General features: G+C 47.8%; 6 protein-coding genes and 3 rRNA genes. 4 read left to right on the top strand and 5 right to left on the bottom strand.

From position 1 onward, the window contains the following. Window positions 1–41 precede the first annotated feature (41 nt). The 4 genes from rrf to AB3Y94_RS08575 all read right to left on the bottom strand — a co-directional run bounded on the left by rrf (window position 42) and on the right by AB3Y94_RS08575 (window position 6632). A 5S ribosomal RNA gene (gene rrf, locus AB3Y94_RS08590) occupies window positions 42–158 on the bottom strand. 69 nt (window positions 159–227) lie between these two features. Next, window positions 228–3146 (bottom strand): 23S ribosomal RNA (locus tag AB3Y94_RS08585). 224 nt (window positions 3147–3370) lie between these two features. Further along, a 16S ribosomal RNA gene (locus AB3Y94_RS08580) occupies window positions 3371–4936 on the bottom strand. The 16S, 23S and 5S rRNA genes sit together here, the layout of an rRNA operon. 514 nt (window positions 4937–5450) lie before the next feature. After that, complete coding sequence (locus AB3Y94_RS08575) at window positions 5451–6632, bottom strand: MFS transporter (RefSeq protein ID WP_367295856.1); 1182 nt, start codon at window positions 6630–6632, stop codon at window positions 5451–5453. A gap of 232 nt (window positions 6633–6864) precedes the next feature. Here AB3Y94_RS08575 and lysS point away from each other — a divergent pair, with 232 nt between their 5' ends. Together lysS and AB3Y94_RS08565 are read left to right on the top strand one after the other, a co-directional pair. Beyond that, the gene (gene lysS, locus AB3Y94_RS08570) at window positions 6865–8376 is read left to right on the top strand and encodes a lysine--tRNA ligase (RefSeq protein ID WP_125684602.1); all 1512 of its coding nucleotides are present in this window, start codon (window positions 6865–6867) and stop codon (window positions 8374–8376) included. 20 nt (window positions 8377–8396) lie between these two features. After that, window positions 8397–9911: a UDP-N-acetylmuramoyl-L-alanyl-D-glutamate--2,6-diaminopimelate ligase gene (locus tag AB3Y94_RS08565; RefSeq protein WP_367295855.1), complete on the top strand. Its 1515-nt coding sequence runs from the start codon at window positions 8397–8399 to the stop codon at window positions 9909–9911. Window positions 9912–9953: 42 nt separating this feature from the next. Here AB3Y94_RS08565 and AB3Y94_RS08560 read toward each other — a convergent pair whose 3' ends face one another. Next, window positions 9954–10913 carry a hypothetical protein gene (locus AB3Y94_RS08560; protein WP_367295854.1) on the bottom strand — a complete coding sequence of 320 codons (960 nt, stop codon included), beginning with the start codon at window positions 10911–10913 and terminating at the stop codon, window positions 9954–9956. A 162-nt stretch (window positions 10914–11075) separates the two neighbouring features. On the opposite strand from AB3Y94_RS08560, the gene AB3Y94_RS08555 reads away from it, so the two are divergent. Together AB3Y94_RS08555 and AB3Y94_RS08550 are read left to right on the top strand one after the other, a co-directional pair. Beyond that, window positions 11076–12242: an acetyl-CoA C-acyltransferase gene (locus AB3Y94_RS08555; protein ID WP_367295853.1), complete on the top strand. Its 1167-nt coding sequence runs from the start codon at window positions 11076–11078 to the stop codon at window positions 12240–12242. A gap of 66 nt (window positions 12243–12308) precedes the next feature. After that, on the top strand, window positions 12309–12500 hold the full coding sequence (locus tag AB3Y94_RS08550; RefSeq protein ID WP_367295852.1) for a hypothetical protein: 192 nt from the start codon (window positions 12309–12311) through the stop codon (window positions 12498–12500). Window positions 12501–12543 lie beyond the last annotated feature (43 nt).

The raw sequence follows: 12543 nt of genomic DNA, 5'->3' as shown, positions 1-12543 counted from the left end.
GTCATAAAAAAAGGAATCCATCACTGGATTCCTTACTCTTTGCGTAGCGACGTCCTATCCTCGCAGGGGGCGATCCCCCAACTACTATCAGCGTGCTGAAGCTTAACTTCCGTGTTCGGCATGGGAACGGGTGTATCCTTCAGGCTATCGCCACTACACTATGAAAGAACTTCTTCTCTCAAAACTAGATATTATTCAATTATTTCCTTTGAGAACACCAACTCTACTTGGTTAAGTCCTCGACCGATTAGTACTGGTCCGCTCCACGCCTCACGGCGCTGCTACTTCCAGCCTATCTACCTGATCATCTCTCAGGGGTCTTACTTCCATATAGGAATGGGAAATCTCATCTTGAGGCGAGTTTCACACTTAGATGCTTTCAGCGTTTATCTCATCCATACATAGCTACCCAGCGATGCGCCTGGCGGCACAACTGGTACACCAGAGGTATGTCCATCCCGGTCCTCTCGTACTAAGGACAGCTCCTCTCAAATTTCCTACGCCCGCGACGGATAGGGACCGAACTGTCTCACGACGTTCTGAACCCAGCTCGCGTACCGCTTTAATGGGCGAACAGCCCAACCCTTGGGACCGACTACAGCCCCAGGATGCGATGAGCCGACATCGAGGTGCCAAACCTCCCCGTCGATGTGGACTCTTGGGGGAGATAAGCCTGTTATCCCCAGGGTAGCTTTTATCCGTTGAGCGATGGCCCTTCCATACGGTACCACCGGATCACTAAGCCCGACTTTCGTCCCTGCTCGACCTGTCTGTCTCGCAGTCAAGCTCTCTTCTGCCTTTACACTCAGCGAATGATTTCCAACCATTCTGAGAGAACCTTTGGGCGCCTCCGTTACTTTTTAGGAGGCGACCGCCCCAGTCAAACTGCCTACCTGACACTGTCTCCCACCACGATTAGTGGTGCGGGTTAGAGTGTTCACACAGCGAGGGTCGTATCCCACCAGCGCCTCACTCGAAACTAGCGTTCCGAGTTCTACGGCTCCGACCTATCCTGTACAAGCTGTGTCAACACCCAATATCAAGCTACAGTAAAGCTCCATGGGGTCTTTCCGTCCTGTCGCGGGTAACCTGCATCTTCACAGGTAATATAATTTCACCGAGTCTCTCGTTGAGACAGTGCCCAGATCGTTACGCCTTTCGTGCGGGTCGGAACTTACCCGACAAGGAATTTCGCTACCTTAGGACCGTTATAGTTACGGCCGCCGTTTACTGGGGCTTCATTTCTGGGCTTCGCCGAAGCTAACTCATCCACTTAACCTTCCAGCACCGGGCAGGCGTCAGCCCCTATACGTCATCTTACGATTTTGCAGAAACCTGTGTTTTTGATAAACAGTCGCCTGGGCCTTTTCACTGCGGCTGCACTTGCGTGCAGCACCCCTTCTCCCGAAGTTACGGGGTCATTTTGCCGAGTTCCTTAACGAGAGTTCACTCGCTCACCTTAGGATACTCTCCTCGACTACCTGTGTCGGTTTGCGGTACGGGTAATTAATCACTAACTAGAAGCTTTTCTCGGCAGTGTGACATCTGGCACTTCCCTACTAAAATTCGGTCCTCGTCACGCCTTGTCCTTAGCGATAAGCATTTGACTCATCACCAGACTTGACGCTTGAACGCACATTTCCAATCGTGCGCATACCGTAGCCTACTGCGTCCCTCCATCGTTCAAACATGATTAACTAGTACAGGAATATCAACCTGTTATCCATCGCCTACGCTTCTCAGCCTCGGCTTAGGTCCCGACTAACCCTGGGAGGACGAGCCTTCCCCAGGAAACCTTAGTCATTCGGTGGATCAGATTCTCACTGATCTTTCGCTACTCATACCGGCATTCTCACTTCTAAGCGCTCCACTAGTCCTTGCGGTCTAGCTTCGTTGCCCTTAGAACGCTCTCCTATCACGCGACCTATTGGTCGCATCCATAATTTCGGTAACATGCTTAGCCCCGGTAAATTTTCGGCGCAGGATCACTCGGCTAGTGAGCTATTACGCACTCTTTAAATGGTGGCTGCTTCTGAGCCAACATCCTAGCTGTCTGTGCAACTCCACATCCTTTTCCACTCAGCATGTATTTAGGGACCTTAATTGATGGTCTGGGCTGTTCCCCTTTCGACGGTGGATCTTATCACTCATCGTCTGACTCCCGGATATAAATCAGTGGCATTCGGAGTTTATCTGAATTCAGTAACCCATGACGGGCCCCTAGTCCAAACAGTGGCTCTACCTCCACGATTCTTAACTCCGAGGCTAACCCTAAAGCTATTTCGGAGAGAACCAGCTATCTCCAAGTTCGTTTGGAATTTCACCGCTATCCACACCTCATCCCAGCATTTTTCAACATACACGGGTTCGGTCCTCCAGTGCGCTTTACCGCACCTTCAACCTGGACATGGATAGGTCACCTGGTTTCGGGTCTACGTCAACTTACTGCAACGCCCATTTCAGACTCGCTTTCGCTACGGCTCCGATCTTTACATCTTAACCTTGCAAATTAACGTAACTCGCCGGTTCATTCTACAAAAGGCACGCTATCACCCATTAACGGGCTCTAACTAATTGTAGGCACATGGTTTCAGGAACTATTTCACTCCGCTTCCGCGGTGCTTTTCACCTTTCCCTCACGGTACTGGTTCACTATCGGTCACTAGGGAGTATTTAGCCTTGGGAGATGGTCCTCCCGGATTCCGACCACGTTTCACGTGTGTGGCCGTACTCAGGATCCTGAACTGAGAGTCAACGATTTCATCTACGGGGGTATCACCCTCTATGCCGTGCCTTCCCAGACACTTCGATTATCATTGACTTTGGTAACTCAAATGTTCAGTCCTACAACCCCAACGAGCAAGCTCGTTGGTTTGGGCTGTTCCCCGTTCGCTCGCCGCTACTTAGGGAATCGATTTTTCTTTCTCTTCCTGTGGGTACTTAGATGTTTCAGTTCCCCACGTCTGCCTCAACTTAAGTATGTATTCCCTAAGTTGTAATAGTTGGTTAAAACTACTGGGTTTCCCCATTCGGAAATCTCCGGATCAAAGCTTACGTACAGCTCCCCGAAGCATATCGGTGTTAGTCCCGTCCTTCATCGGCTCCTAGTACCAAGGCATCCACCATGCGCCCTTCATAACTTAACCTAACGATTACTTCGTAATCGCTGATTAATTGAGTATTAGCGATATAAACTAATTAAAAGAACTCAAAATTACGCGGTGTTCTCGGTTTAATTATCTTTAATAAAAATAATTAATAAGAAAATAATTGATAATATCTAGTTTTCAAAGAACAAGTTAGAGAGGTAAGCCCCTCAAAACTGAACATTGTTTCGCCAAAGTATGTGTAGCCTCCGTATATTCCTTAGAAAGGAGGTGATCCAGCCGCAGGTTCTCCTACGGCTACCTTGTTACGACTTCACCCTAATCATCTGTCCCACCTTAGACGGCTGACTCCCGAAGGTTATCTCACCGGCTTTGGGTGTTACAAACTCTCATGGTGTGACGGGCGGTGTGTACAAGGCCCGGGAACGTATTCACCGCGGCATGCTGATCCGCGATTACTAGCGATTCCAACTTCATGTAGGCGAGTTGCAGCCTACAATCCGAACTGAGAACGGCTTTAAGAGATTAGCTTAGCCTCACGACTTCGCAACTCGTTGTACCGTCCATTGTAGCACGTGTGTAGCCCAGGTCATAAGGGGCATGATGATTTGACGTCATCCCCACCTTCCTCCGGTTTGTCACCGGCAGTCTCACCAGAGTGCCCAACTTAATGCTGGCAACTGATAATAAGGGTTGCGCTCGTTGCGGGACTTAACCCAACATCTCACGACACGAGCTGACGACAACCATGCACCACCTGTATCCATGTCCCCGAAGGGAACGTCTTATCTCTAAGATTTGCATAGTATGTCAAGACCTGGTAAGGTTCTTCGCGTAGCTTCGAATTAAACCACATGCTCCACCGCTTGTGCGGGCCCCCGTCAATTCCTTTGAGTTTCAACCTTGCGGTCGTACTCCCCAGGCGGAGTGCTTAATGCGTTAGCTGCGGCACTGAAGGGCGGAAACCCTCCAACACCTAGCACTCATCGTTTACGGCATGGACTACCAGGGTATCTAATCCTGTTCGCTACCCATGCTTTCGAGCCTCAGCGTCAGTTACAGACTAGACAGCCGCCTTCGCCACTGGTGTTCTTCCATATATCTACGCATTCCACCGCTACACATGGAGTTCCACTGTCCTCTTCTGCACTCAAGTCTCCCAGTTTCCGATGCACTTCTCCGGTTAAGCCGAAGGCTTTCACATCAGACTTAAAAGACCGCCTGCGCTCGCTTTACGCCCAATAAATCCGGACAACGCTTGCCACCTACGTATTACCGCGGCTGCTGGCACGTAGTTAGCCGTGGCTTTCTGGTTAAATACCGTCAACTTCTGAACAGTTACTCTCAGAAGTGTTCTTCTTTAACAACAGAGTTTTACGAGCCGAAACCCTTCTTCACTCACGCGGCATTGCTCCATCAGACTTTCGTCCATTGTGGAAGATTCCCTACTGCTGCCTCCCGTAGGAGTTTGGGCCGTGTCTCAGTCCCAATGTGGCCGATTACCCTCTCAGGTCGGCTACGTATCATTGTCTTGGTGGGCCTTTACCTCACCAACTAACTAATACGCCGCGGGATCATCCAGAAGTGATAGCCGAAACCATCTTTCAAACAAAAACCATGCGGTTTTTGTTGTTATACGGTATTAGCACCTGTTTCCAAGTGTTATCCCCTGCTTCTGGGCAGATTTCCCACGTGTTACTCACCAGTTCGCCACTCGCTTCAATGTTGAAATCAGTGCAAGCACGTCAATCAACGGAAGCTCGTTCGACTTGCATGTATTAGGCATGCCGCCAGCGTTCGTCCTGAGCCAGGATCAAACTCTCATCTTATAGATGATGTGCTTGAATAGCTCATCGATTGTTGTTACATTTTTAAAAGCGAATTGACTTCGCAAATATTGTTTGGGTTTGATACCAAGTATCAAACCGCCCTACACATATTTGGTTTGTCGAAACAATGTTCAGTTTTCAAAGGTCTACCAGTTATCTGCTCTCGCAGACAACTTAATAATCATATCATTCAATCAATATGATGTCAACAGGAAGTTTGATTTAACAACGTTTCTCGTTGACCACCGTCTCAATGAGACAGCCAGAACAATATATCATTTTATCAGCACAGCTGTCAACAACTAATTTCAATCTTTCGAATTGGTCTAGCTGATGAATCGCCGTGACAACGTATATAACTATACCAACCACAAGCCCCACCGTCAACTAAAATACGTAGAAAATGAAAATTATTTTCAAAAGCGAATGTTATCTCTGAAAGCAATAAAAAGGAGACGGATAAACCGGGCGTTCCCTGTGCCGTCTCCCAATAATGGTTCGTATCAATTCTTAGTTAGCTCTCACGTTGCCGGATAATCGGCCAGATTCCTGCCAAAAAGCAAATAGCAATCACACCATCAAGCATGGCGCACAGGAAAAACAGCAACGAAAAGGACGTCGAGTAACTAATTACAACACCACCAAGAACTGGCCCTAGCGCTTTCCCAAGAGAAGAAAAAGCATTTACCAGTCCCTGATACAGCCCTTCATTGCCTACCGTATACGCGTTGATTAACGCCGGAACGCCCGGAACATACACTGCTTCTCCAAACGTCAGCAAGGTCATTGCACCAAATAGAACACCTACACTAGAAGCACCACTTAATAGAAGAAACGACCCACCGATTGCCACCAAGCCTACCAAGATTTGCCAGGGAACCACCCGCGGATGGTTCACGCGAGCCATCAACGTTTGAATGACAATTAACAAGATGCCATTATAAACCCACAGGTAACTATACAATTTGATACTAAGTCCTTCATTTTGAATAAACACTGACACATTACTCATCCACTGTGCGTAGGTCACCCACATAAATATCAAAGTTAATAAGAGGACCCCTAGTCCAGCTTTCGTTAATTGCTGTTTAACCCGCGGCTGACGGACAGCCGTTTGATCGTTCTTTACATCAAACGATAAGGACCGCTGTTCAAAGTTACCCGCACACTTCGCCCACAGGATCAGGGCCAACCCATAGCAACCAATCAGCAGGGCAAAAATTGGCCGTAAGCTATGGTGAAATAACACCCCAATACTAGCGGTACCAACCACTAATCCGACATTAATGAAGATATAGAGCAAATTAAACAAGCGGCCATCCGTTCCCAGCTGTGCTGTAATCGCCGTAATCAGCGTCAGCATGCCCCCCGTCAGTAGTCCAAAGATGACTAAAACAATCGGGTAGGCAATGATGCCATTCCAAATAAACCCCACCCCCGCATCAACTAGCAAAGCCACTAGCATGGCTAGTCCGACCAACCGAGCTGAGTATCGATCCGTTAAGACGCCACCTATATATCCCCCCAGCACGTTACATCCAGAATACGCCGCTAGTATCAGGCCGCTTTGAACCAGATTCAAGTGTAAGTCTCCATGTAGATAGATGGTTGTCAGTGGCCACATTACGCTATAAGCCGTGTTCACCAAGAATCCTAATATCAATAATGGCCACATTTTTCGTATCACTTTTGCCACGTTAATTTTCCCCTTCTTTCTATATTATGTGTTCGTTTAAATTCAGTCTATCATGTTTACTGCGTCCCCCAAAAGACCTTCCTGTCAGAAAGCTAGTAAATACCGCAGAAAGAAAACGCCTTCATAGACTTAACACGCCGTTGGGACTTGCTTATTCAGTAAAAATCAACTAAATTTAAGGGAGGTCTGGATTCATAGAACTTTGAATCAATACTTTATAGGAGGACACAACATGGGTAACAGCAAAAATAATAATGCCACACCGGCCGATCTAAATGATCAAATGCAGGTTCGCCGGGATAAAATGAACAATCTACAAGAACAGGGCATCGCGCCTTTCGGTCACCGCTTCGATAGAACTGACGACAGTAAGTCGCTCGTTGAAAAATACGACAAGTATGATAAAGAAGAGTTGATGGAAGACAAACATTATGTTGCTGTTGCGGGTCGGATTACCGGTAAGCGTGGTAGTGGTAAAGCCGGTTTCATCGACTTGCTCGACAGAACTGGTGTCATCCAAGGTTATGCACGACAAGACGAACTTGGTGAAGACAAGTACAGCCTCTACAAGACCCTAGACTTAGGGGACTTTATTGGTGCCAAGGGTTACGTCATCAAGACGAACACTGGTGCCCTCACGCTTCGTTTCACTGACTTTGAATTCTTATCCAAGGCTTTACGGCCATTACCAGATAAGTACCATGGCCTAACTAATCCTGAAACTATCTACCGTCAACGGTACCTTGACTTGATTTCAAACCGCGACAGTTTTGATCGGTTTGTTAAGGTCACTCAAATTAAGCGCGCTATTCGTGAATACCTGGACAGCGAAGGCTACTTAGAAGTCGACACGCCAGTCCTTCAAACTGAAGCTGGTGGTGCCGAAGCCCGGCCATTTGTGACCCACTCCAACGCATTCGACATTCCATTGTACCTACGGATTGCCACTGAACTTTACCTCAAGCGTTTAATCGTTGGTGGTATGGAAAAAGTTTACGAGTTGGGCAAAGACTTCCGGAACGAAGGGACTGACGTTCGTCACAACCCTGAATTTAACATGGTTGAAGTCTATACTGCCTACGCTGATTACACCGATGTCATGGACTTAACGGAAAACATTTTCCGCTTCGTGGCTAACAAAGTTAACGGCTCTGGTCAAATCAGTTACCAAGGTAAAGATATCGACCTCGACAGTGATTTCAAGCGGGTTCACATGGTTGACGCCGTTAAAGATGCCACTGGTATCGACTTTTGGCAACCAATGTCTGATGAAGACGCCCACAAGATTGCCGAAGAAAATGGCATTCATTGTGAACCATACTGGAAGGTTGGTCACATCATCAACGCCTTCTTCGAAGAAAAGGTTCAAGACAACCTGGTCAACCCAACCTTCATTTATGGGCACCCCGTTGAAATTTCACCTTTGGCCAAGAAGAACCCCAAGGATGCACGGTTCACTGACCGATTCGAGCTTTACATCGATGGTAGTGAATACGGTAACGCCTTTACTGAATTAAACGACCCCGTCGATCAACGTCAACGGTTTGAAGCCCAAGACGCAGAACGGGCAGCCGGTAACGAAGAAGCTCACGGTATCGATAACGATTACGTCGAAGCCATGGAATATGGTATGCCGCCTACTGGTGGTTTGGGCATTGGGATCGACCGGATGACGATGTTGTTAACTGATTCAACCTCCATCCGCGATGTCATGCTGTTCCCTACCATGCGGCCTAACGACTAACCACGAAAAGAGGCATTTGAATGAGAGCAAACCAGCTGATCGCGTTACTGCAGGAACATAACTTATTCCGCAGTACCACGCTTAAATCAGACGACGTCGACTTTGCATCGTTAACCTACGATTCTCGCAAGGCCAGCGCCAACGGCCTCTTCGTCTGCAAGGGCTTCAATTTTTCAGTGGATTATCTGCATGCCGCCATTCAAAATGGTGCCAGCGCCTACTTGGCTGAAAAAGACTACCACGTTGACGTTCCCGTAATCCTAGTTAGTGACGTTCGCAAAGCTTTATCGCTTACGGCTCAGCTATACTTCGGTTTCCCACAGAATGACCTATTCGTCATTGGGTATACTGGTACCAAAGGGAAAACGACCTCAACCTACTTTACGAAAAACATTTTGAACCACGCCTTTCCTCAACAAGTAGCCATGTTCTCAACCATCAACCACATTCTCGGTCCCCGGCCAGAAGATCAGTTCCGCGCTCACCTTACGACGGCCGAATCTTTCGACCTCTTCCACGAGATGCGGCAGGCTGTTGATAACGGGCAAAAGGTGCTGGTTATGGAAGTCGCGTCACAAGCTTACTTGTTGGACCGCGTGTACGGGTTGAAATTTGATGTTGGGATTTTCCTCAATATTTCTCCTGATCACATCGGGGTCAATGAGCATCCTAACTTCGCTAACTACCTCTTCTGCAAGATGCAGCTCATGCTTAATTCGCGTAACTGCATCATTGACGCAGATATGGATCACTTCGATGAAGTCTATGCTGCAGCGAAGGTCTCAACTGAACCGGACCACATTTTCACTTATGGTTTCAATCAGGAGCAGGCCAGTCTGTCCATCACGAGTAGTGAAGCTACGCTGACGGATAGTGAGTTCGGGTTAACGGCCAACGACGAACGGCTAACTGATTTAGCAACAACGTTCAACGTCTCAGTGCCTGGTGACTTTAACCAGAGTAATGCTACGGCTGCTATCCTGGCTAGTTACTTAGCTGGTGCTCACGTCGCTGACATGCAGAACGGCTTGGCCCATACGACCATTCCCGGTCGGATGGAATTCATTAAGACCCAGCATCATGGGACGGTCTACATTGACTACGCCCATGACTGGGGTAGCATGAACGCTCTTCTGAGTTTCCTACACACGCAGTTTCCTGACCATCAGATTATCACTGTGCTTGGTAGCACCGGTGATAAAGGTGAGGATCGGCGTGAAGGATTCGCCAAAGCCCTTAACGACTACGCCAACGTTGCCTTCTTAACCACTGATGATCCGGGTCACGAAGACCCGATTGCCATTGCAAAAGAAATTGATAGCCATATTGATCACAACAAAGTGAACGTGACCATCATCGCCCAGCGTGAAGAAGCCATTCAGCACGCCATTGCTACCGCCACTAATAACGACCTAGTCGTTTTAGCTGGTAAGGGACAGGATGCTTACCAAAAAATTAATGGGGTCGACACCCCTTACGCCTCCGATCCCGTCGTTGCCCACGAAGCTATCGACAGTTTGGCAGACGAAAAATAAACCTAACAAAAAAGAGTTTGGAAATTCCAAACTCTTTTTTGTTTACCGTCGACGCTTACGCCGACGCTTTTGACTATATTTGATTTGCTTTATATGCTTTTTGTGGGTGAGATGCCGATCCGTGGCAAACAGCTCCTGACTGGCTGCCGGATGACGGCGCAAGTAATCCTGCGTAAATGCGTCCACTTTAGTATGATCATTTGCATCGATACCTTCATGCTGCATCGCCGTAGTTAATTCTTCAAAGAAACTCTCCAGCTTAGGATCATACATCGTGACCAACGCATCGTGATGGCCACCGACCCAATCCAGTAACGACTGACTCTGCGGTAACTTTTCTTGCGTCATTAAGTAACTGAATAAGGTCGTTAAGGTAAATGGCACCAGGTTAAATAGCTCTGGCACCCGGTCCTGTTCGTCTAATAAGTGCGTAAATGGGCCAAACATGATTTCGCTGAGGGTTTTAACATCCCAGTCCTGAGGTTCTAAGTGTTTCCCCGTAATCATCAATTCGGCCATCGTATGAACAATCGTCACAAAGTGTTGTAGGTCGGCAGCCTTTAAATTGGCAACATCAGGTTGTTCCACCATATCCTGAACCCACTGTTCAACCAAAGCAACCACGTCTTCATAGGCAGCTTGTTCATCAGCTGCCTCGGCGTGTTTTTCAACCAACGCAGGCCGAGCATTTTTCAAGGCCACTTCTAATTCTTTTAGATTAGGAAGTTGCTGCGCCTTGAAGTAAGCCATGAGGACGGGAACCACCGCTACAAAGTAAAGGTGTGGTTGATCAACCAACGTTGGTAAGGCCGCCAAGGTTGCTGCGACCTGTTGCGCTGTCCAAGTACCCGCCGCCATATTGACAGTCTCTCGAGCGTGCAAAACATCCTGCAAAATACTAGCCGCAAACTTTTGCTGGTTATCCGATAATTGGGCCAATCGTTCTGGCGTCAAAAATTCTGCTGGCGTCAGTGATTTAGCTGTTGAATCTGTTCGTTTCATAACTTCTATTCCCCTATCTTGAAACCCACCCCCTTATTATAGGAAAAATAATTAAGAAAAAGCAAATCCCCTGTGAACACCTTACCAAAATCAAGACAAATTCGGAAAAGTTCGTTATATTAGAGTTTCGGAAACCATTTCGCAAAGGAGTAACCAATTAGCATGGCAGATAAAGTAGTAATTGTTAGTGCGGCCCGGACACCAATTGGCAAATTTGGCCGGAATTTCCACGGAATATCCGCCGTTCAGTTGGGAACCATCGCTGCGAAAGCCGCCATTGAACGTAGCGGCCTCGCACCCGCCATGATTCAGCAAACCATTTTTGGAACAGTGTTACAGGCTGGTCAAGGACAAAACGTTGCCCGTCAAGTAGAATTAAACGCTGGTTTACCAGTCACCAGTACCGCCATGACCATTAATCAGGTCTGTGGATCGAGTCTTAAAGCCATTCGTTTAGGCCAAAGCGCTATTCTGATGGGTGACGCAGACGCCGTCTTAGTTGGCGGGACTGAGAGCATGAGTCATGCTCCATACTTGAATCCTCGTACCCGCTGGGGGAGTAAATATGGAGATGTAACGCTGACAGACAGTCTAGCTAAAGATGGCCTGATGGATGCCTTCAATGACGTCCCAATGGGCATCACCGCCGAAAATGTCGCGGAAAAATATCATGTCAGTCGCGCTGAACAAGACGCCTTCTCCTTAGACTCTCAGGAAAAAGCTACCCAGGCTCAACTTGACGGCCGATTTACGGATGAAATTACACCGGTTCCCGTGGGCGATAAGCTCATTACCAATGATGAAGCCGTACGCACCAATACTTCCCTAAAACAACTAGCTGCTCTCAAGCCTTCATTTAAGCCTAATGGCACGGTGACCGCCGGCAATTCAGCAGGACTCAACGATGGGGCGGCCGCCATGGTCTTAATGCGTAAATCAACAGCAGACGCTGCTGGCATCCCCTATTTGGCAACGTTAGCGGGTTATCAAGAAGTCGGTATTGATCCAGCCATCATGGGTTATGCGCCCGTCACCGCTATTCAGCAGGTCCTGACACAAACCAATTTGACCCTAGACGACATTGATCGTTTTGAAGTCAACGAGGCCTTTGCCTCACAATCCGTCGCTATTGCTCGCGACCTACACCTCCCGGCCAAACGGCTAAACGTCAATGGCGGTTCAATTGCCTTAGGCCACCCACTGGGTGCTTCAGGAACGCGAATTGCCGTTACCTTACTGTACGAACTGCTCCACAGTGATAGCAAGCGTGGACTAGCCAGCATGTGTATTGGCGGTGGGATGGGAATTGCCCTCATTATTGAACGCTAGTCTCTGACCAATCCCCAATCTCTGCTATAATGAAAACCGTACACAACCCGCAAAGGAGCGAAAAATATGTTGACCAGTGATTTCGACGTAAAACTAAAACTAATCATTTTATTTGCTGTGGGCCTAGTGGCGTTAGCAGTTATCCTGGGGCTTCTCTGGCATCGTAACCATCACTATTACCAAGGATTCTCTGGTCTAATCGGTGTGATAGTCGTTCAGCTGTTCATTCTGACATCGCTATTATTAATTCATCAATAAAAAATGAGGTTGTATCGTTCTAAACGGTATAACCTCATTTTTG

The organism is Levilactobacillus yonginensis, assembly GCF_964065165.1.
GTDB classification, from domain to species: Bacteria; Bacillota; Bacilli; order Lactobacillales; family Lactobacillaceae; genus Levilactobacillus; species Levilactobacillus yonginensis_A.
The sequence above is the reverse complement of the archived record's forward strand: the minus strand, read 5'-3'. Positions and strand labels throughout refer to the sequence as shown.